Source organism: Paenibacillus silvestris (assembly GCF_009882985.1).
Taxonomy (GTDB): domain Bacteria; phylum Bacillota; class Bacilli; order Paenibacillales; family NBRC-103111; genus Paenibacillus_E; species Paenibacillus_E silvestris.
In genome coordinates this window covers 15,121-36,860 of sequence record NZ_WTUZ01000011.1, presented here as the reverse complement: position 1 = coordinate 36,860, position 21,740 = coordinate 15,121, and the positions used below count along the sequence as shown (strand labels likewise).

General features: G+C 49.3%; 16 protein-coding genes. 5 read left to right on the top strand and 11 right to left on the bottom strand.

The features are described from left to right. Positions 1-16: 16 nt before the first annotated feature. The 4 genes from GQF01_RS09065 to GQF01_RS09050 all read right to left on the bottom strand — a co-directional run bounded on the left by GQF01_RS09065 (position 17) and on the right by GQF01_RS09050 (position 5,802). A complete protein-coding gene (locus tag GQF01_RS09065) occupies positions 17-892 on the bottom strand; it encodes a carbohydrate ABC transporter permease (protein ID WP_161406516.1) in 876 nt (291 codons plus the stop codon). 78 nt (positions 893-970) lie between these two features. After that, positions 971-2,317: an extracellular solute-binding protein gene (locus tag GQF01_RS09060; RefSeq protein ID WP_161406515.1), complete on the bottom strand. Its 1,347-nt coding sequence runs from the start codon at positions 2,315-2,317 to the stop codon at positions 971-973. A 132-nt stretch (positions 2,318-2,449) separates the two neighbouring features. Then, on the bottom strand, positions 2,450-4,009 hold the full coding sequence (locus GQF01_RS09055; RefSeq protein ID WP_161406514.1) for a response regulator: 1,560 nt from the start codon (positions 4,007-4,009) through the stop codon (positions 2,450-2,452). Continuing rightward, a complete protein-coding gene (locus GQF01_RS09050; RefSeq protein ID WP_161406513.1) occupies positions 4,006-5,802 on the bottom strand; it encodes a cache domain-containing sensor histidine kinase in 1,797 nt (598 codons plus the stop codon). The genes GQF01_RS09055 and GQF01_RS09050 overlap by 4 nt, the downstream gene beginning before the upstream one ends. A gap of 205 nt (positions 5,803-6,007) precedes the next feature. Between GQF01_RS09050 and GQF01_RS09045 the strand changes: the two genes are divergently transcribed. Next, positions 6,008-7,111 (top strand): alanine racemase, encoded by a 1,104-nt coding sequence (locus tag GQF01_RS09045; protein WP_328803425.1) that lies wholly within the window; start codon positions 6,008-6,010, stop codon positions 7,109-7,111. Positions 7,112-7,177: 66 nt separating this feature from the next. Then, positions 7,178-7,642 carry a RidA family protein gene (locus GQF01_RS09040; protein ID WP_161406511.1) on the top strand — a complete coding sequence of 155 codons (465 nt, stop codon included), beginning with the start codon at positions 7,178-7,180 and terminating at the stop codon, positions 7,640-7,642. A 101-nt stretch (positions 7,643-7,743) separates the two neighbouring features. Here GQF01_RS09040 and GQF01_RS09035 read toward each other — a convergent pair whose 3' ends face one another. The 7 genes from GQF01_RS09035 to GQF01_RS09005 all read right to left on the bottom strand — a co-directional run bounded on the left by GQF01_RS09035 (position 7,744) and on the right by GQF01_RS09005 (position 17,932). Then, on the bottom strand, positions 7,744-9,474 hold the full coding sequence (locus GQF01_RS09035) for a methyl-accepting chemotaxis protein (protein WP_161406510.1): 1,731 nt from the start codon (positions 9,472-9,474) through the stop codon (positions 7,744-7,746). A 97-nt stretch (positions 9,475-9,571) separates the two neighbouring features. Further along, a complete protein-coding gene (mglC, locus tag GQF01_RS09030) occupies positions 9,572-10,603 on the bottom strand; it encodes a galactose/methyl galactoside ABC transporter permease MglC (protein ID WP_145669225.1) in 1,032 nt (343 codons plus the stop codon). Positions 10,604-10,621: 18 nt separating this feature from the next. Beyond that, positions 10,622-12,139, bottom strand: a complete 1,518-nt coding sequence (locus tag GQF01_RS09025; RefSeq protein ID WP_161406509.1) for a sugar ABC transporter ATP-binding protein — start codon at positions 12,137-12,139, stop codon at positions 10,622-10,624. Positions 12,140-12,277: 138 nt separating this feature from the next. Next, complete coding sequence (locus tag GQF01_RS09020; protein ID WP_161406508.1) at positions 12,278-13,360, bottom strand: galactose ABC transporter substrate-binding protein; 1,083 nt, start codon at positions 13,358-13,360, stop codon at positions 12,278-12,280. Between the two features lie 112 nt (positions 13,361-13,472). Beyond that, a complete protein-coding gene (locus GQF01_RS09015) occupies positions 13,473-14,453 on the bottom strand; it encodes a substrate-binding domain-containing protein (RefSeq protein ID WP_161406507.1) in 981 nt (326 codons plus the stop codon). 12 nt (positions 14,454-14,465) lie between these two features. Then, the gene (locus GQF01_RS09010) at positions 14,466-16,238 is read right to left on the bottom strand and encodes a cache domain-containing sensor histidine kinase (RefSeq protein ID WP_161406538.1); all 1,773 of its coding nucleotides are present in this window, start codon (positions 16,236-16,238) and stop codon (positions 14,466-14,468) included. Between the two features lie 35 nt (positions 16,239-16,273). Continuing rightward, positions 16,274-17,932 (bottom strand): response regulator, encoded by a 1,659-nt coding sequence (locus GQF01_RS09005; RefSeq protein WP_161406506.1) that lies wholly within the window; start codon positions 17,930-17,932, stop codon positions 16,274-16,276. 226 nt (positions 17,933-18,158) lie between these two features. Here GQF01_RS09005 and GQF01_RS09000 point away from each other — a divergent pair, with 226 nt between their 5' ends. The 3 genes from GQF01_RS09000 (at position 18,159) to GQF01_RS08990 (ending at position 21,616) form a co-directional block, all read left to right on the top strand. Beyond that, positions 18,159-19,115: an AAA family ATPase gene (locus GQF01_RS09000; RefSeq protein WP_235959299.1), complete on the top strand. Its 957-nt coding sequence runs from the start codon at positions 18,159-18,161 to the stop codon at positions 19,113-19,115. A 145-nt stretch (positions 19,116-19,260) separates the two neighbouring features. Beyond that, positions 19,261-20,271 (top strand): DUF58 domain-containing protein, encoded by a 1,011-nt coding sequence (locus tag GQF01_RS08995; RefSeq protein WP_161406505.1) that lies wholly within the window; start codon positions 19,261-19,263, stop codon positions 20,269-20,271. After that, positions 20,234-21,616, top strand: coding sequence for a DUF4129 domain-containing protein (locus GQF01_RS08990; protein ID WP_161406504.1), 1,383 nt, complete (start codon positions 20,234-20,236; stop codon positions 21,614-21,616). Before GQF01_RS08995 ends, GQF01_RS08990 begins: the two co-directional genes overlap by 38 nt. The last annotated feature ends 124 nt before the right edge of the window (positions 21,617-21,740 follow it).

Below are 21,740 nucleotides of genomic sequence, written 5' to 3'. Positions count from 1 at the left end.
TCCTAATTTCTAACTCCTAACGATAATCCCGCTTCATAAGGCGTTGACTGCCTACAATCAAGATCAAGCTAAGAATAATAATGGCTGTGGAAATCGCACTACCGAAGCCGAAGCGATATACATTGAAGGTGCTGTTATACATGTAAGATGCGAGTAGTTCAGTTGAATGCGCCGGCCCCCCGCCTGTCATGACGTAGATGAGGTCGAAAGCCTTCAAGCTTCCGGAGATACATAATACGACAGCTACTTTGACAGTATCCCAGATCATGGGCAGTGTGACAGCAAACAATTTGCGAACCGGTCCGACACCATCAAGCTGCGCAGCATCTTCGATCTCTGGCGAAATATTTTGTAGCGCGGCAATAAACATAATCATGTAAGGTCCAATATAATTCCAGATGATCGGCACCATGAGGGCGAACATCGATACTTTCGGATCAGATAGCCAAGCTTTCTTCCAGCTTTCCAGGCCGACGCCCTCCAGCAAGAAGTTCAAGATACCGATTTGCGGGTGATAAATGTATCCCCAGATGATCCCGACAACAACCGAAGAGAGCACCATGGGCATAAAGACGGAAGCACGAATGACACGCTGGAAATAGGTACTTTTCATAAGCAAAAGCGCTAGAATCATAGCAATCGGCACTTGACCGAATACGGACGCTGCAACGATAAGCATGTTGTTTTTGAACGACTTCCAGAAGATTGGATCTTGGAGCACTTCTACATAGTTGTCTAATCCGATAAATTTGGCGGCCCCGATCCCTTTCCAGTCGAAGAAGCCATAGTAAGCTGACCAGAAAATCGGTACGATGACAAAAAACAGATAGAGCACTAAGGCTGGAAGAAGCCCTATAGTAATGAATCCTCTGATTCTTGCGGATACGGTCATGACTTCACTTCCCCCCTTGCTAGCTTTTTTTGAAAAAAGGGCTCCAGCCGAGCCTGGCTGGAGTCCTGTGGCCATACGTTATTTGCCGACGGCTTTCGCTTGCGCGTCTTGAATTTTCTTGGCGATATCCTCTGGCTTGCCGCCCATGAGGAGCTCTTGAAGACCATTGTTCACGACATCGGCGCTAGCGGAGCTAAGCTTGCCATCGTATACAGGAGTTTTCTTAACCGTATTCATCATTTTGTACACTTCTGCGAACAAGGAGGATACTTTCGTTGTATCCAGATCAACTTTGTAGGACACAAGCTGATTGCTTTCCAAGATAGCTTTCTGTGCCTCTGGACCAGACAACGCGTAGATCAGCTCATAAGCAGCTGCTTTCTGTGCGCCAGTTACTTTCTTGCTCATTCCAAGACCTGTACCCACGACACCGGAAAGAGAGTTTGGATCGCCTTTCCCGTTAGGAACGGAAGGCAGAACCGTTACAGCCATGTTAGCCAAAGCTTCTTTGGATGCATTCGCCGCCAGGTTCGGAAGCGCCCAACCGCCGTCGATCATCATAGCTGCTTTGCCTTGTGCAAACATTTGTTCCATTTGAGTATTATCGATGGAGTTGAAACCATCCTGGAACGCGCCTGCTTTGCCAAGCTGCTGGAGGTACGTTAGCGATTGCACGAATTCTGGATCCGTGAATTTCGCTCCGTTCTGATCCACTGCTTTCAAGAACCATTCTGTTCCTGTCACGCGGTCAGCAAGCGAGCTAAGGATACTGGATTGTGCGACCCATGCGGCCTTGTTACCCAATGCAATTGGCGTTACGTTGTTCTTTTTGAATGTGTCTACCAACTTCATGAGATCATCCCAAGTTTTTGGCGGCTGAACATTATTTTTATTGAAAATTTCTTTGTTGTAGTAAAGGATCGACGTTGGGGACAAAGCCATTGGCGCACTGTACGTTTTGCCGCTGATGGTGAAATCATCGAAGGATCCTGGCATGAAGCCGTTTTTCCAATCCGCTTTGCTGTCGAGCAGCTCATTGATGGGTTGAATCAAGTCGCCACCGACGAATTCCTTCGTCATAACACCAGGCCACATCACGAATAGATCCGGCATTTCATTTGCTGCAGCAACCGTTTTGAGACGCGGACGGTAGCCATCGGGTGGAATCCCCTGAATATCCAGCTCTACGTTCGGGTGGTCTTTCTTGAATTTTTCCATATATTCACGCATCAATTTGGCGCGAAGATCTTCACCTGTATAATTGTGCCAAATGGATAGTTTAACTTTCTCAGCAGGCTTAGCTGCATCTGCCTGTTTAGGTGCTGCGCTATCTTTGGCTACATCTGTTGTGCCACTTGCACCGCAACCAGCTAATAGCGCTAATGACATTGTGGCCGCCAATGTAACGATAAATGACTTTTTCATTCGCTTTACCCCCTAAAAGTTTTCGTAAAAACTTATCATCTGTTCCTCTCTTGTTACAACTTTAGTATAGGGGACATCTGTAAGAGACGGTACGGGAGAGACTTCGGAGCAAGGGGGGTCATTTTTCAGTCTTTAGATCTTGTCGACGCCCGTCGAACCTTGTCGATATTCAGAAGGTGTTTGACCGGTATGCTTTTTAAACTGCTGCGTAAAGTACTTAATATCTTCGTACCCCACTCTTCTGGCAATATCGCTGACTTTGGTTTGTGTGCTCTGCAGCAGATCTACAGCGCGCTTCATTCTCTCCTGTGTCACGAACTCAATATAGGTGCATCCGGTTTCCCGTTTAAATACCTCACTAAAATGATTCGGATGAATATGCACAAAACCCGCCACCTGCTGCAGGGAAATCGGCTGATGCAGATTGTCGCGGATATACGCGATTGACTTGTACACATACGCATACTTACTCTGATCCAAACCTTGGTGGAAAAGGTTCATGACCGCCGTGAGGATCCTAAATACCTCCTCCTCTGGGCGCCCCTCCCCCTCATAGGATGGGAGTTGGTTGAGCGAAACCTGCGATGAATTCGCACGTTCCAGCCAGCGGTGGCCTGCAATGATCATCGACTGCAGATAACCCTGCACCGTGATCGGCGTCGCAAGGGCATCCTCCATCAGCGCGCGCACTCGCTGGTTGACCCAATGCCGCAGCTCTGTCGCATTGCCGCTCATCAGAATGGCGGCGAGCTCCGCCTCCTCTTTCTCGGTCAGCACCGTACGGCCCCCGCTTCGCTCCCGGATATCCGCCAACGTGAAAAGTCCTTGCGGACCGAGCAGCCCTTCATAGGCAAAAACCTCTTTTGCTGCCAGGTAGGAATCCTTCAGGCTTTCGTAATCTTGCGCGGCAGTTCCGAGCGCCGCATAAGCCGTGCATTTCAGCGTGTCGGTTACTCGCTTCAGCGCAGCTTCCAGAGCAGCCTGCCCAGAGCCGCTGCCTTCATGACGGACAACAAGCAGCAAGTGCTCCTTGTTCATAAGCGTCACGCAAGGAAGCAGCTCGAAGAGGATATTCTGCGCCGCACCTTGCAGCAGCTCCGTAAGTCCCGCTTCCCATCCCGACACGGAAACGAGCATCACTTGCATGGCCGCAGCCGATCCGGATTCCGGGCGAACGTCTACGCCGTTTCTCTGGAACCAGACGCGCAGCTGTTCTCTTGCTTCCGCATCGTCGTGCAAACCCCGTTTGAGCGCTCGATCTAACAACTGATTGCGCAGCGCCGCTTGCTGGAGATTCTCCTGCTTCATCGTCTCCCATTTATCCATAACGTTCTGCTTCGCTTTCAGCGCAGCTTTAATAATCTCTTCCGGCCGGCTTGTCTTGAGCAAATAATCGGTTACTCCTTCGCGGAGCGCCTGCTGGGCATACGTGAAATCATCATATCCCGTGAGAATGACAATCTCTGTATCCGGCAATTGAGCCTTGATTTCACGGGCAAGCTGAATCCCATCTATTCCCTGCATACGGATATCCGTCAGCACAATGTGCGGCTTTTCTTCTGGAATCCGCTCTAACGCCTCTTCCCCCGAGGAGGCTGCAGGCAAGAGTTCAAGCCCGAGTTCTTTCCAATCTATCACGGTACATAGACCCGTTCTTATGATGACTTCATCGTCTACAATCATAATTCTCATGTCGCCAGCTCCCCTGTCCCAAGCGGAATTGAAAATGATATCCGAGTCCCAATACCTAACGTACTTTCCACTACAAGGCCCGACCCAAGGCCATAATGCAGCAGCAATCGTCTGTGCACATTAATAAGTCCATAAGAGGTCACCGGCAGCTTCGCTTCCTTCGCAACTTCGGTTAGCATCCCCAATTGTTGATTGGCCGCAACCAGCTGTCCAAGGATGTCGCGCAGCTTCGCTTCGTCCATCCCGATCCCCGTATCTTCCACAACGAATTTCATCTGATTGTCACGCAGTTCCCCGTGGACATAGACATGCCCTTTCGCTTTCTTTTTCTGAATACCATGAATAAGACTGTTCTCAATCAACGGCTGCAGCAGCAGCTTCAGCATCGTCGTTTGGAGCATTTCGGGCACGATAAAAAACTCAATCTCGAACTGATCTGGGAACCGCATCGCCTGGATATAGGCATAATTCTGGGCATGTGAAATTTCCTGCTGAACCGCGCAGAACTCTTCCCCCTTATTTAAACTAAAACGCAAGAAATCGCTAAGCGCTCCAATCATTTCGGCAATTTGACGATCCTTGTTCATGAGGGCAATCCAGTGGATGGAAGAGAGTGTATTGTACAAAAAATGCGGATTAATCTGCGCCTGAAGGGCCATAATGTCCGCTTCCTTCTTCTTCGCTTCATTCTGCTGCACTTGATCCTTTAACCTGCCGATCCGCTCGCTCAGCTTATTATAGCTGTGGACAAGCAGCCCGACTTCATCAGCGCTTTTCACCTCATAGGTCGGGATCGCCTCATCCGGATTCAAATCTTTCAATGATTTGGTCAACCTAGTTAACGGCTTAGTCACCCATTGCAGGAAATACAGCACTAACCCCATAGCAAGCAGCAGCGCAATAACAATCGTCACCGCGGTTACTGTAAGTACATAACCATTCTGCTTCTGGTAAATCTCTGTCGGAATGAACCCGACTAATTTCCAGCCCAATCGCGGGATCGAATTATACAAAACCGTGTGCGGCAATTCTCCTCTAGGCACATTAAGCACACCATTGGTTTCGCCAAGCTTGCCTAAATTCGGAAAAACATCCTCAACCTTCCGAGCCAACCAACCTGGTTCGCCCCCTGCGATAATTTGGTTGTATTGGTCCGTCAGCATCACAAAACCACTGCTTTCCCAACCAGCATCTGTCAAATAATGCTCAATTTCCGCTTGATCAAGCGAAAAGGCGAGCGTTCCGATCGTCCTGAATGTGCTCACATCCCGAATCGGTCTGACGAGTGTAATTACCCTCTTGGGACCATCGGTTGTTTGGTTCACATAAAGCGGCGACCACCATTTGGAAGTGGATTTGTAAACGGATTCATACTGCTGTAAAAGTGGATTAAGCCCCGAGTTCGTAATTGTCGTTGTATACAGCACGGGATTGCCATTCTTCGGGGTAATCGTAATGTTGGAAATGTATTTTTTAGAATAGGATAAGTTCCATAAGGTACCGACAATTAGCGAATAACTGTTTACGTCCCCTTCTGTGTTGCTTAAATACGTTTGAATATCCTTCTGGCCGATAAGAAAAATCGACATATTCTCCACGTCTTGAATAACGAAATCCAGCTTGTCCGTTATTTGTTTCAGCGTGTTCATGCCGGCCTGTTTCGCTTTATCTTCCGTCACCGAAGTCGCAATGCGATAGGACACGATCCCCATGGTGAGCAGCGGCAATACGACTGCGAGTAAAATGATCAATGACAACTTGCGTTTCAGCGACTTGGCAAACCAGCGTCTCATGGGCGATCCCTCCTTGCTTTTTTACTTTTACATAGTAGCATGTGCAGCGTTTGGGAATCCTACTTTTCTTTAGTCGACCAAACTTTTTGTTTGACACATGTCACTTTTATGTTACCATTTGGCTGAACATTTCAAAGTATACCCTCTACAGCTACTTAGAAGAAAGTAAAAGTACAGCGAAAGAGAGCGATGTGTGATGGACTCCATGGAAAAGTTGGAAACACCCTGCCTCCTGATTGATGCTCAGCGCATGGATCGGAACATTCAAGCTATGGCTGATGTGGCTCGCATCCATCAAGTAGCCCTGCGTCCTCATGCGAAGACGCATAAGATTCCCTCTATCGCCCTGCAACAGCTCGAAGCAGGAGCTGTCGGCATTACTGTTGCGAAGATAGCCGAAGCAGAAGTCATGGCTGCGCATGGCATTGGCAATATTTTTGTTGCCTACCCGCTTGTGACCGCCAGCAAGATCGAACGCGCCATCCGTCTGAGCGAGCAAATCGAGCTCATCGTAGGCGTTGATAGCTTAGCAGGCGCTCAGCAATTGGAACAAATCGCCAGCCGCCATGGGCACACCCTGCAAGTTCGGCTGGAAATCGACACAGGCCTGCGCCGCACCGGCGTCTTATACGAGCAAGCCGCTGCTCTAGCGGCTGCAATCACAGGCCTGCCGCACCTGCGGCTGACTGGCATCTACACCTTCCGCGGCTCCCTGCTTGGCGGCAAGCCCACGCTTGACGTTGCGGCAGCCGGCAAGGAAGAAGGCACACTGATGGTGCAGCTCGCCGAGCATCTCCGAGCGCAGGGCATCGCGATCGCGGATGTCAGCGTCGGCTCAACGCCAACCGCTGCGCATGCCGCGGCGGTTGAAGGCGTGACCGAAGTGCGCCCGGGCACGTACGTGTTCCACGACAGGATGCAGGCTCGACTAGGCGCCTGCAGCTTGGAGGACTGCGCTGGCAGCGTGCTCGTCACCGTCGTCAGCCGTCCGTCGGCTGATCTCGCGATTGTCGACGGCGGCAGCAAGACCTTCGCCACCGACATTCAGCCGGGCACCGAGCCCCTGCAGTTGAATGGCTTCGGGCACATCCTTGAGCTTGCGGATGCGACGCTAGCCCGCTTAACCGAGGAGCATGGCATGATTGAGCTAGGACCACTAGCCCAATCTGCCAACCTGCAAATCGGCGATAAGCTGCGCATTATCCCGAATCATATTTGCAGCACCGTCAACTTGCATAATCAAGTCATTATGCAGCGTGGTCATACTTATACGCCTACTCCTGTGTTTGCTCGAGGCATGCTGGAGTAAGGCCCTTCAATCAAGCCAATGTCCTGTCTGCAGAACAGACACACATAGAACCTGGAGGTCAATAGAATGTCGAATATTGAACAGCGCCTGCAAGAATTAGGGATCACACTCCCTCCATCGCCAGAGCCACGTTTTACATACATTCCGTGCAATCAAACAGGGAATCTCATCTATTTGTCCGGTCAAGATTGCCGGATTCATGGTGAATTGATGTATGAGGGCAAGCTTGGCCGCGAAGTAACGATTGAGCAGGGGCAAGCGGCAGCACGCCAAACCATCATCAACTGCTTGGCTGTGATGAAAGGGTATCTCGGCGACTTGGACCGTGTCGTGAAAATCGTGAAGATGCTCGCTTTCGTCAACAGCGCCCCGGGTTTTGGCGATCAGCCTTATGTGATTAATGGCGCGTCCGATTTGTTAGTTGCTGTGTTCGGTGAAAAAGGCAGACATGCCCGCTCCGCGATTGGCACAAGCGATCTGCCATTTCATACGCCAGTGGAAATCGAGCTGATCGTGGAAGTGCGGGATTAACTTAACTGGAAAACCTCCAGTTATTTATCTGTCGCCATACAACAGAAACAAACAAAAACAGGCCTGAGGAAATATCCTCAGGCCTATTCTATCCCTCCCGCTCACACACGGAACCGAGCGATCAAGCCCTGCAACTCCCCCGCCATGCTGCTAAGCACAGAGGCAGATGAAACAATCTCCTCCATACTCGCATACTGCCCCTCGATGTTGGAGGAGACATTGCGTGCACCCGAAGCGGTCTGGCCCGCGACCTCATCAATACCGCGAATCACGTCAACCGCTGCGCTCGTTTTGCCCGAGATAGCGGCCGAACTGGCGGCCACTTCCGCAATCTGGCGAGCGACGTCGTCCATCGCATCGCTGATGCGCAGGAACGTTGCCTGTGCGACGCCGACAACTTCAAGACCTGTCCCCACCTCTTGGCTCCCCGCCTGGGTGGCGTTCATAACCACACTTGTTTCTTCCTGTATACTCGAAACAAGCTGAGTAACTTCTTCAGCCGCTTCGCCCGTCTGGAAAGCGAGCTTGCGGACTTCGTCGGCGACAACCGCAAAACCTTTGCCCGCCGCCCCTGCCCGCGCAGCCTCGATAGAAGCATTCAGCGCGAGCATATTCGTTTGTCTCGCAATGCCTGCAATGATCGCATTCGCTTGAACGATCTGCTCAGAGCGCTCCCCCAGCCGCTGAACGGACTCTACAAGCACCTTCATCTTCTGTGAGATGGCTTGCATCTGGGTGATCGCCGTCTCAACCGCTGTATTGCCTGCACCAGCAGCTTGCTGGGCGAGTAAAGACTGCCGATTGGCCGATTGGGTTACACTGGCGATTTGAAAGACAGCCGCTGACATTTCTTCCATAATGGAAACGCCTTGCTGTACACTGCGCACCTGCGCATCCGTGCCTGTCGATATTTCTTGAATCGTATACGTAATCCGTTCCGAAGACTCACTAACCTGCTCGGCATTATTGCTCAGCGCATCAGAAGCGGCGGCGACGTGCTGGGCACTGCTGCCTACCTGGCTAATTAAGCTGTGGAGATTCGCTTTCATACCATTAAAGGCCATAGCCAAATCCCTTAGCTCATCTCTATTGCTGACATAAATGCTGCCTGATGTTAAATCGCAGTCCGCGATCCGTTCAGCTGCCCTTACCATGGATCGTATTGGATTCACAATTGTCCTTGATAACAACAGACCAATCGCCAACGCGAATATGAACGCAGCTATGCTTACCCAAATTAACGTTTGAACGGTCGATTGCACGACATCATGGTTGCGAGCCGTATCCAACTCTTGCACAGCTTTTTCCAGCTCTTCTATTTTAGCGGCAGACTGTGTTAACGTTTCTGTCGTTGGAATCGCCCACTGCATCGCTTCCGCTTTGGCCAAATCGACATTCCCTTTATTGGCATATTCCGTCACTTTATTGACTAGACGCATGAACGTTTGGTTAGAGTCCGCCATGGACTGGATCGCGCCCTGCTCGTCCTCATTTTTGGCCAGCTCATTCATTTGTCCAATAATGGCAGATAGTCCTGCATTCGTTTCTGTCAAAAGCTTCTCTTTATCTTTCGTCGGATTAAGCACATAACCCAGCAGCAGGCTATTCTGCATTTGCGTTTTCTCTTTAATCTCTGCAACATGCCGAAGAATCGTAACATTATCATTCAAAAGTTTCGAATAAGAGCGATCAACTTTATTCAAATAGGTGTAGGACATGCCACTAGTCGCCGCAACGAGTAAAGAAACGATAACGAATGTCCCGACGATTTTACCTCTCAAAGAAACCGAAAACTTCTTCTTTTCCCCACTGGAAGACCCTTTTTTCTGCATATATGCGCCCCTTTTTTATTTAGTAAACGCTTTCGGTTTTCTTCGTAAAAGAACAGGCTGCCCCTTTACGCGACAGCCTGTTATCTTTTTTACTTTATTATTTAGAGTTCATGTACTTACGCATATCGAAGGCTACGGCAGCCACGATGATAACACCTTTAATAATTAACTGCCAGTAAGGGCTGATTCCGATAAACGTCAAACCGTAGTTGATTACGCTGAAAATCAATACCCCAGCAAGAACGCCAGGAACCGTTCCGATACCACCGGATGTCGATACGCCGCCGACTACGCATGCTGCGATCGCATCAAGCTCGTACATGTTTCCGTAGTTATTCGTTGCACCGCCAGTTCTTGCTGCTTCCAGCACCCCAGCCAATCCGTACAAAGCACCAGCGATGGAGTAAATGTAGATGAGGTAACGATTAACGTTAATCCCCGAAACGACTGCAGCGTGAATGTTGCCGCCGATCGCGTACATGTATTTACCAAGCTTGGTTTTATTGAACACAATCCAGACGATAATGGCTACAGCAACTGCAATAATAACGATATAAGGCAATGAATACGTGGCATCAGATCCGATAGAACCTGTTCCTAATTTACTAAAATCCGGTCTCAAGCCTCCGATAGGTTGGGACTGATTCGGTTTCATATCGAAGTACAAGGAGTTGGCGCCGTACACAGCAACCATCGTTCCTAGTGTTGCAATGAATGGTGGAACCTTCAACTTAGCGACGATAATTCCATTAATAAGTCCTACCAAAAGGCCTGCTACAATCGCAATGATAATTGGAACAATTAGTGGTAAATGCGGTAGATCCGGGAAGAACCTGCGGCCGTAATCCTGCGTTTGCAGCATGGAAGCCGAGATAACAGCCGTCAAACCGACAATCCGTCCTGTCGAGAGGTCGGTACCTCCCGTGATCAAGATAAACGCAGCCCCCAAAGCAATAATGACACGCGTGGATGACTGCAGCAAAATATCACGTAAAATACTAACGGATAAAAAGCGCGGATCATAAATTGCGATCCCGATAACGAGCACGACCAATACGATGTAGATTGCGTATTTGGTCACGAACCCACTAATGTCTCTAGATTTTAATGTTTCTGTTTTTGTACTCATGGTTTCTTGGCCCCCCATTTATGCCATATGCTGTGCAGCAAGGCGCATGATCTCTTCTTCTGTAGCTTTTTTTCCTTCTACGATCCCCGTAAGGCGTCCTTCACACATGACCATGATTCGGTCTGACATCCCAAGAAGCTCGGGCATTTCAGAAGAGATCATGATAATACTTTTCCCCTGCTTCGCAAGGTCAGCAATGATGGAATAAATCTCGAACTTTGCTCCTACGTCAATTCCGCGAGTCGGCTCATCAAGCAGGAGCACGTCTGGCTCTGTTAGCAGCCATCTGGCCAAGAGCACCTTCTGTTGGTTACCGCCAGAAAGGTTTTTGATCAATGCATGCATGTTCGGCGTTTTCACGCGCAGCATCTCGATGCTTTTCTCGACTTCGACTTTTCGTTTCGCTTCATTGATGAACCCAAGCGGGTTCATATATCGACCCAAGTTGGCGATGACCGTATTCTCAAGCACCGATAATACCGGGAAAATCCCTGTCACGCGGCGCTCTTCCGTGAGCAGCGCGATCTTGTGCTTAATAGCGTCAATCGGTGATTTAAGCTTTACCTGTTTGCCATGGATCGAGATTTGGCCGGATGCAAGACCGCGTAGTCCGAACAAAGCTTCCATCAGTTCTGTACGCTGCGCTCCAACCAGACCGCCTATACCGAGAATTTCTCCCCTACGCAGGTCGAAAGAAACATTTTTAAAGGATCTTGGAATGACCGAAGTTAGACCCTCAACGCTCATCAATACGCCGTTCGGCACATTGCTTCGTTCAGGGAAACGCTCTTTGAGATCACGTCCAACCATCTTCGAGATGATCATATCCGTTGTCAACTCTGCTGATGGCCATGTGCCAATTTTGGTGCCATCGCGCATAATCGTTACTTCATCCGAGATTTCAAGAATTTCTTCCATTTTATGTGAAATATAGATGATCGAGACGCCACGGCTTTTCAAGTCGCGAATGATGCGAAATAGCTGTTCAACTTCATTCCCAGTTAATGACGAAGTCGGCTCATCCATAACAATAACTTTCGAATTGAAAGAAACGGCCTTGGCAATTTCAATGGACTGCACTTTGGAAACCGACAAGGTACCCACGAGTGTGTCCGGTTTAATATCCATTTGGAGCTGCTCAAACAACTTTTCTGTATCTCTGCGCATTTTCTTGTGATCCACTAATTTCAAAGGCCCGATACCTTTTTGCGGGAAACGTCCCAACCAAATATTCTCCATCACGTTGCGATGTGGAACTGGGTGCAGCTCCTGATGAATCATGGAAATGCCACTTGCTAACGCATCCTTGGAATTCACGATGGACACGGTCTCGCCATTCAGCTTGATCTCTCCGCCATCCGGCTTATAGATGCCGAATAAGCATTTCATCAACGTCGATTTACCAGCCCCGTTTTCTCCCATCAAAGCATGTACGCTTCCTGGGCGAACCTTCAGGGTAACGTTATCCAGCGCCTTAACGCCGGGGAACTCTTTGGAGATTTGATTCATTTCCAGTAAATACTCATGTAATGTCATGGTAACTCCCCCTACCAGCTCACGATAATCCCCACAAAGTGAAGCCATTGCTCTAAGTCTATTTCTCTGTATCTTTGCACGGGTTTCCAAATAAGGAAGGCAAGAGCGGATAACTGCTCTTGCCCGCTTCTATTCGGATTACTTCGCTTCGTTCATGTTAGCTTTAGTAATCTTTTTGTAGGAAATCCACACATATTTACCGTCAGTTACATCGTAGCCTGTTGTTTCTTTGCTTGGTGTTTGACCATTAGCAAGAGCTGTTGCTACGTTCGTTGTTGCAGCACCTTGGTTTTTCGCATCGTTCAGAACAGTTCCGAGAAGTGTTCCGTCGCTAAGTGCTTGAAGAGCAGGAGCCGTAGCATCAACGCCTACAACCGGCAAGAATTTATTGTCTTTGAAGTAACCTTTGGCTTTCAAAGCTTCGATAGCGCCAAGAGCCATATCATCGTTGTTCGCAAGAACAGCTTCGATTTTGTTTTCACTGGAAGCTAGGAAAGCTGCCATTTTTTCTTGACCTTTTACACGATCCCACATAGCTGTATCTTCTGCTACTTTCTCTACGCCCAGACCAGCATCTGTAATCGCTTGGATGGAGAACTTCGTGCGAAGCTCAGCATCTTGGTGCCCTGGCTCGCCTTTAAGCATTACGTATTGAATTTTGCCGTCTTTGTTTTTGTCCGCTTCCGGGTGAGCTTTGAAGTAGTCAACAAGCAATTGGCCTTCCATAGTTCCGGATTGCTCAGCTTTTGCACCTACGTAGTAAACTTTATCCCATTTCTTCATATCGTCAGCAAGCGGCTCACGGTTCAAGAAGACAACTGGTACGTTAGCTGTTTTTGCTTTATCGATGATAATACCTGCTGCTGTACGGTCAACCGCATTGATCGCAAGAGCGTTTACTTTTTTCGTGATGAAAAGGTCAACTTTATCATTTTGTGTTGGTTGTGAGTTCTGGCTATCTACGATATCCACAGTTGCTTTGTCTTTCGCAGCGTCAGCGATTGCCGCGCGAACACCGGACATGAACGTATCATCAAATTTATAAATAGCTACACCGATAGTTGGTTTTTTGCCGTCTGTTTTAGCTGGAGCTGTTGTAGCTGCTGCACCTGTGCTTGTGCTTGCTGCCGGAGATGCTGCAGGTTTATCTGTTTTAGCGCCACATCCTGCTACGGTTGCGACCAAAGCACTAGCTACTGCAAGGGTAATCAATTTTTTCAAGGTAAGACCCTCCCTAAAAGGTGTTTTTATTTGTTTGTTTACATGTCTAAATATACGGCATGTGACCTAGGAAACAAATGCAATATCCTCATATCTTCTATCGAAATTCTCATCACTTTATAAAGGGAAATAGCAATTTCTGATTATCCGACCAGAACATATTATTGAGGTCAATGGCTTTAATCCCCGTATCAACGCGGCCAGGAATCTTTTTCCCACGCGAGGCTTCAACGGCATTCTTAACGCCCAAATAGCCGATGCTGAACGGATTTTGGATAATCGTAGCCTGAATGACGCCTTCCTGCAGAAGCTCCAATTCCTCAGAGGTGCTGTCAAATGTGATGATTTTCACCTTATCCTGCAGGTTCATTCGCTGAATCGCGTCGGCAACGCCAATGGAGGAAATCTCATTCAAGGCAACGATCCCGTCCAAATGCGGGTATTTCTCAATGATGCCTTGAGTAAGCTGATCCGCCGTCCCCCGGTCTGTCATACTGTATACCTTGGCAATGACCTTAATGGCCGGATATTTCGATATTTCATCCAAGAGCCCTTGCTCCCGAAGCTCTGTATTGCGCTCCCCTTGTTTAAAGCTGACAATGGCGATATTTCCTTTGGTTCCGGCGAGTTTAATTAATTGCTGACCTGCCAGTTGCCCAGCCTCATAATTGTTGGCGCCTATGAAGCTCCTCGCTTTGGTGGATTCCACTTCGGAGTCAATCGCAACAACGGGAATGCCTCGCCCCTCCGCATCGTTTACAACCCCTGACAGATCCTTATAATCATTAGCCGCAAGCACGATGGCGTCCGGTCCGCTTTGGACAGATTGCTCCATTAAGGCGATCTGCCCCTTCACATCTCCTTCATCGTCTGGCGCCCTGAAATCCAAGGTAACATCGAATTCCTTCGCCGCGACCTCCGCCCCCATTTTCACCGTCTTCCAATAGTCTCCGTTCTGGCTTCTAAGCACCACTTCCAAATGCTTCTTCTTCTCGGTGGGCGTAGTCTCCGTATTGCGCATACAGGAAGACATGGAGACAGCAGCGGCCAATATGGCGAATATAAGCGGGCCTAGTTTCATTGTTTTATCCATCGCTGCTCCTCCCTATTCCTCTTCCAGTATGGCTGGAATCCAGATTTTCACGACCGTTCCCTCTTCAAGCTCACTCTCCACCTTAACACCGTAATCCGCGCCAAAATACAGCTGGATCCGCTCATGCACATTACGCAGACCAACCCCTGAGCCTTTATCGCTTTTCACCGAGCCAATCATAATGTTTTTGAGTGTTTCTTCCGACATCCCCACACCGTTGTCTCGGACTTGAAGCTGTATTTTATCGTCGATTTTTGTAGCGGATATGTGAATATGACCTTCGTCCACCATATATTCAATACCATGATAGAGTGAATTCTCAACAAAAGGCTGCAAAATTAGCTTTAGCGTTTTGTACGGCAGCACTTCTTCATCCACTTCAATGTCATAATCGAACTTGTCTTTGTACCTCATCTTTTGGATGATCAAATAGTTCCGAATATGCTCAATTTCATCTGCAATCGTAATGATGTTCTTCCCTTTGCTGAGCGATATCCGAAAAAACTTGGACAAGGAGGTAATCGTGGTGACGACCTCTTCGTTTTTCCCGTTCCCAACCATCCGAACGACCGAATTGAGCGTATTGTACAAAAAATGGGGATTAATCTGCGACTGCAGCACTTCAAGCTCGTTCTTTCTCTTGATCTCTTGCTCATGAATATTCTGATCCATAAGCTCGCGCACCCTGGAGACCATGAGATTGAACCTTCGTGAAAGCTGCTCCACTTCATCAGCACCGCGAACATGGATGTACGTGTCAAAATGCCCCTTCTCGACCATTTCCATCGACTTCTTGAGCCGTTTGATCGGCTTGGAAATACGCGCTGACATGAAAGAGGAGATGAGCAAAATAAAAATAAGGACAATAACAAGCAGCCAGATCATAAACGTGCTAATTTCCTTGCGGGTCGTAATCATTTCATCCATATAGGAGACTCCAATGATTTTCCAACCAATATTATTAACGGTCCTAACCACATTAAGCCGGGACTCGCCCTCGCTGACATCCATATACTTGCCGTAGGAGAATTTGAGCGCCTGCTCCACATTTTCATACTTTAAGCCAATATAGATAAGCTGCTGCTGAGGATGATACACGATGTTGCCAGCCGAGTCGTCAATGATGTACACGTAACCTTTTTTACCTAAGGAAACTGTACGGAACACGTCATCCAGCGTTTTAAAATTCACATCCACTAGAAGCACCGCATCTTCCCACTTCCCGCCATGCTCAATGGAAACCCCTTTACTCATCGAAACAACCCACCGGTACGGATCTTTGAATAGGTTCTGAATATGCGGCAAAGAGAACGACAGATGGTTGGGATTGTCCAAGGCGGACTTAAACCAGGACTGCTCAAGCAGCCTCGTATTTTTGCGCATTCCAGCATTTTGCAGTCCCGTAATCAGCTCGCCATCCGCGGCAAACAAATTAATTGAAACAATATCCTCGCGCGTGCTAGCGATCGTTTCCAGCTGCTCGGTCAGCTTGTCGGAGGGGATGCCGCGGCTTTTGGCAATTTTGGCATCGACCACCTCGAAGGTGTCCGCCATGCCTTTTATATAATTTTCCAAGTTAAACTGGACCTGCTCTACAATCTGCTGCGTATTGATCAGAGCACTTGATTCCGCCGTCTTGGAAAACTTATTGTATAGCACCAGCGAAATGATCAGCATAACGGTCACCGTGATGAAAATAAAGGACATCGTAATCGCAAACTGGATGCTTTTCACTCGAATCGTATCGAGCAGCACCTCATACAAGGCTTTGCATAGAGCTCGCATTTTTCGTATCAAAACTAACCCCCCGCTCATAGACCCTACTGCCCTTTGGTGCTGTTATTGCGATATTCTTTTGGGGAAACACCGACATTTTTACGAAACGAAAAGCTGAAATAGTTCGCATCCGCATAGCCAACCTTCTCAGCGATCTCCAGTGCCTTCATATCTGTGGAACGCAGCATCTCTTTCGCCGCCTCCATGCGGATATGGTTCAAATAGTTGACGAAGGTCATCTTGGTTTCTTTTTTGAAAATACTGCTGAAATACCCCGCGCTAATATGCAAATGGCCGCACACTTTATTAATCGTAATATCGCCTTCGTGATAGTGATTTTTGGTATAATCCTTGGCCATCTCCACCAGATTCTTGTAGGTATATTGGCGATCCGTTGCGATATGGTTCATCATAGAGGCGCATAGCTCGGCGAGCCATTTCTTGGCTTCTTCTGATGACGTAAACTTATTGATCTCTGTAAAAGGAATAAAGTTGTCGCCGAAAACCTCATCCACATTCAAATTCGAATCCTTCGCCGCCTTCAGAATGCAGGTCAAAATTTCAAGCAAATAGATCTGATAGTCCTTTACGGAAACAGCCCCTTCAATCCCCTGAAAAAGCTCGTCCATCGTCTCCCGGATCTCCTGATTCGTCCCAACCTTAATACAGCGCGTCAAAGCGTGCTCTTTCACATCGTCGAAGCGAACTTTCTCCACGGTGCGCATCTCCACATCATCAATGGAAATGATCCGGTTATTGCCAAGAATAAGTCTATAATCCAGTGCCAGCACGGCATCTTCATAGGAATAGCTGATTTTGGTCACGTCCTTCATGACCGTTCCAATACCAACCGTTAAGGTGAACTTCAAATATTTCTCGACATTCTGCCGAACCTCTTCCAGCACCTTCATGGTTTCCTGCAGCGCGGTTTCCCTGTCCTCACTTTCCCTTACAGCCAACACAACCACTTGATCGTTATGCATAAAAACAAGGCCAAGCCGGCGTTTATCTACAATCTCCTCCGTGATATTTAATAGCGCGAAGTATTTCAGCGCCTGATCGGGCGAATATTTTAAGGAAACAGATTTGGACAGCTCTTCCCGATTCTCCAGCTCCTCTTCAGGAATAAGCACCCCGTCTATGCTCATGACAGCTGCGACGAAGCTTGTGCCACTGATCTCAATGCCATAGTTAGCCGCTTTCTCAACGACTTCCTCGCGCGGAAGCTTCCGGTTCATGAGCGTTGCTAGAAAGTTCTCTTTCAGCACAGGCATACTCTTCCGATAATGCTCCATAAGCAGCTGAACGTTCTCCCGGTGAGCCACTTCCTCTTGAATGTGCCCTTTCACCTTCAGTAAAGCATTGATGAGCTCTTGCGCGGAAAAAGGCTTCAGCACATACTCGTCGATGTGCAGCTTAATCGCCCGTTGGGCATACTCAAACTCGTCATGCCCCGTGAGAATAATCAGCTTAATGGTCGGAAAACGCTCTCGAATCGCTTCGGCCAGCTGCAGTCCATTCATGAATGGCATCTGAATATCCGTTACGACAACGTCCGGCTGCAATCTCTCAACCATCTCTAACGCTTCTCTGCCGTTCTCCGCTTTCTCAATGACTTCGAAGCCGATAGCGTCCCAGTCTATTTCCCGAACGACGCCTTCACGGACATCTTCTTCATCATCCACCAAAATTAACTTGTACATCATGGTCCCCCTAAACATTTACATATAAAGTGCTTATCTGGCAGTTATTAGTAATTAGACTATTTATCCATATTGTACTAACTGCCTATAGAATACACAACAGGATTAGCTGGCGATAAGGAAGTAATGGCAAAAATCACCTAGTGTCTGTTAAACTTAAGGGGACAACCCTTATGTCCCGATTTACATATTGTTCACCACATTAATGATTTGGGAGGAACAGCCGTTGGACTTCACACGAATAGGACAAATCGCTACGCTCATCAAGGACAATGTAGGCAGAGTCATTGTAGGAAAAGACGAGACGGTCGAGCTGATGGTCATCGCGCTCATCGCTTCGGGGCATGTGCTGCTGGAGGATGTGCCAGGTACTGGGAAGACGCAGCTGGCTAAAGCGCTGGCCCGCTCCCTGGACGGCACGATGAAGCGCATTCAGTTCACACCGGACCTCCTGCCTTCGGATGTTAGCGGCATTAACTTTTACAATCAAAAGCTCGGCGAATTCGAATTCCGCCCAGGACCGCTATTCGCTCACATCGTGCTCGCCGATGAAATTAACCGCGCGACGCCGCGCACCCAATCCGCCTTGCTGGAAAGCATGGAGGAGCGCCAAGTGAGCATCGACGGGGAAACGCGCGTGCTCGAAGCACCTTTCCTCGTCATCGCCACACAGAACCCTGTCGAAAATCAGGGTACGTTCCCCCTGCCGGAAGCGCAGCTCGACCGCTTCCTGATGAAACTCTCGCTTGGCTATCCGTCTGCTGCCGAGCAGGTACAAATTTTAAAGCGCTACCAACAGCAAGATCCGCTTGATCAGCTGTTGTCGGTTGTAGGGCGCGCAGAGCTGCTTGAAGCGCAGCGCTTGTTCGTGCAAGTGCGCTTCAGCGATGAGCTGCTGCAGTATCTCGTGCAGCTCGCGGAAGCTACGCGCACGCATGCGGATGCCGCGCTTGGCGTCTCGCCGCGCGGTGTACGCGCCTTGATGAAGGCGGCGCAGGTGTACGCGGCGCTGCGTGGCCGCGACTACGTGCTGCCGGATGACATCAAGGCGCTGGTCGGCCCTGTCTGGGCGCACCGCATCCTGCTGCGGACACGGTCGCGCCAGCAGGACCAGCAGGTGCAGGCGCTGCTCGCTGGCATTCTTGCGGCGACGCCCGTCCCGACGGAAGTCAAGCTGAGGTAGGCGGATGGGCATCTCCTGGATCCTAATCATCGCCGGCCTTTTGTACCTTCTCCAGCATACTTTATTTAACCGCTGGGGTTTTCGCGGTCTTACTCTTAAACGAACATTCAATACAGATCACTGCCACGCAGGGGATCGCATCGAAATGATCGAAACGATTCAGAACCGCAAGCTTGCTCCGGTTCCTTGGCTGCGCCTCGAATCTACCATTCACGCCGGGCTTCATTTTGCCAAGCAAAATAATCTTGCCGTGAGTAGCGGCGCAATGTTCCAGAATCATCGCAGTCTATTCAGTCTGATGCCATATACCCGAATCGTCAGACGCCACCAAGTATACTGCGCGCAGCGAGGCTGGTATAAGCTTGAAACCGTATCCGCTTCCATCGGGGATCTCGTCGGTATGCATGCTGCAACGAAGAGTCAACGCACAGATTTGGAGCTTCTGGTATATCCGCGCTTGGTGAGCCGGGATGACATCCCGCTTCTATCCAGCCGCTCACAAGGGGATGTCACAGTGAAGCGATGGATTATGCCTGATCCGTTCCTGGTCTCCGGTGTGCGCGAGTATCGCTACGGCGATACGATGAACAGCATTCACTGGAAAGCCACCGCCCGCAGTCAGAGACTGCAGGTCTACAATCGGGAGTTCACCGCAGACCCTAGGCTGCTCATCATCGTGAATACCCAAATAACCACAACCATGTGGGATGCTGTCAGCGATCCGGAGCTTGTAGAGAAAGGCTTATCCTACGCCGCCACGCTGGCTGAATATGCGATTAGCCAAGGAGTTCCTGTTGGCTTCGGTTATAACGGCTCTCTCATAGGACAACCTGGTGTCCCTGTGCACATCTCTCCAGCCGGCGGTCACCCGCATCTGACGTACATGTTCGAAACGATGGCCAAGCTGGCCATCTCCTATACCCGTTCCTGTAGCGACTTTCTGGATGAGAGCACTTTGCAGGAAGGGAGCGCCCTGGATATTATTCTGCTGACGGCTTTCGTATCCGATGCGATCGAAGACAGCATTCAGCGACTTGAAGCGCAGGGGCATACCGTCTTTATCGTTCCCTTGGAGCATGGGCTTCTAACCCTTCATGAAAAGGAGGGAAGTCCAGCCGATGTCAACGCCGCTTCAGGTGCAAGCTCAGCAAGTTAACAAGACCAGAGATACTTATCTTCGAGTATTCGGGTATTCTCTTCTGTTCGCAGCTGCTGAACTCATTCTATTCTCGCCACTTGTCGTCACAACGCACATTTATGTGTCAGAGATCCATCTCTGGCAGTTGATCTTGCAGTTCATGCTTGTTTTCGTGGCTGGCAGCTTACTCGGGCGCGTTGCATGGCTATCCCGTACGCTTTACGAGCTTCTCGGCTGTGCCTTAGTCGGTCTTATCGCAGCCTATCTGTTCCAGGGAAACAACTGGCACAGCTGGACTTGTGCCGCTATCGGCACGCTGCTCGCCTATCGCGGGCTTCGCTGCACGAAAGACGGCTGGCATGCGATCTTTCCCGGAGCCTCCTTTGCCGTCGCAGGCTCGGTGTATTTCATCGGTGTTCCAATCATGGGGCACCAGACATCTTATCAGCCTTACATGAGCTGGTTGAATGGCTTAGGCTTCGTCTCGCTTATTATCTTTTTCTTTGCTATGCAGCGAACAGGACTGCTATCAGCGACACTTGCCAGTGATGAGCGGGCCGCCTCTTCCTCCCTGTCGGAGACCGTGAAGCGCTCGAGCCGGATTTGGTTAATGGTCTTAATTACCCTTATCTTCATCGCAAGCTATTTCCAGCAGCTTCGACAAGGCATCGTGGCCGGATTGCGCGCTGCAATTGCCTGGCTGCTGAGTCTCATGCAATCCGTTCCACCGCCGGAAGCGCCGCCTGAGCCCAGCCCGTCCGCAGCACCGCCGCTCCTGCCCCCGGCTGAAGCCAAAGAACCGAGCTGGCTGGACGCCTTGTTTCACTACATTCAGGTCGTCTTCGGATATCTGATCGTTATTGCGCTTATTGTCCTTGCCGTCTATCTGATTGTAACCAAGCTCCTGCCTGTGGTGAATGCCTTCTTGAGACGCTTAATGAACCGTTCTCTCAGCAGCAAGCAAGAGGCGGGATCCGAGGGCTTCATCGATGAAAAAGAGGCGCTTGTTGATTGGAAAGGACTGCCTCGCCTGTGGTGGCAGCAAGTGAGGAAAGGAAGGAATAAGGAGAGAAGCCATGCGAAGAAATGGTCGCTATTACCGAACAATCGGGAGCGCATTCGCTTTCTTTATCGAATCTTGATCGAGCGGGCTGCTCAGAGCGGATATGCGTACAAGGAAGCCCTGACTCCTAATGAAACGGAACAAGATTTAAGCTTAGGAAAGCAGTTGCCTTCGGAAACCGTTCATGCGATTACATTGGCCTATAATCAAGTACGGTATGGTGAAACAGATATTTCCGATGCTCAGCTGGAGCAAGTGCTGCAATCAGTCGAGCCTAACCTTCGCAATCACTTAAAATAGCCAAATCCACCCAATTTGTAAACCAAAAAGAGCCTGTGCAGCGTTCAACTGCATGGCCTCTTTACCTTTTTTATGAAAAATCGTCACATTCCCTCTCGTTGCCGCATATGCATAATTGTTTGAA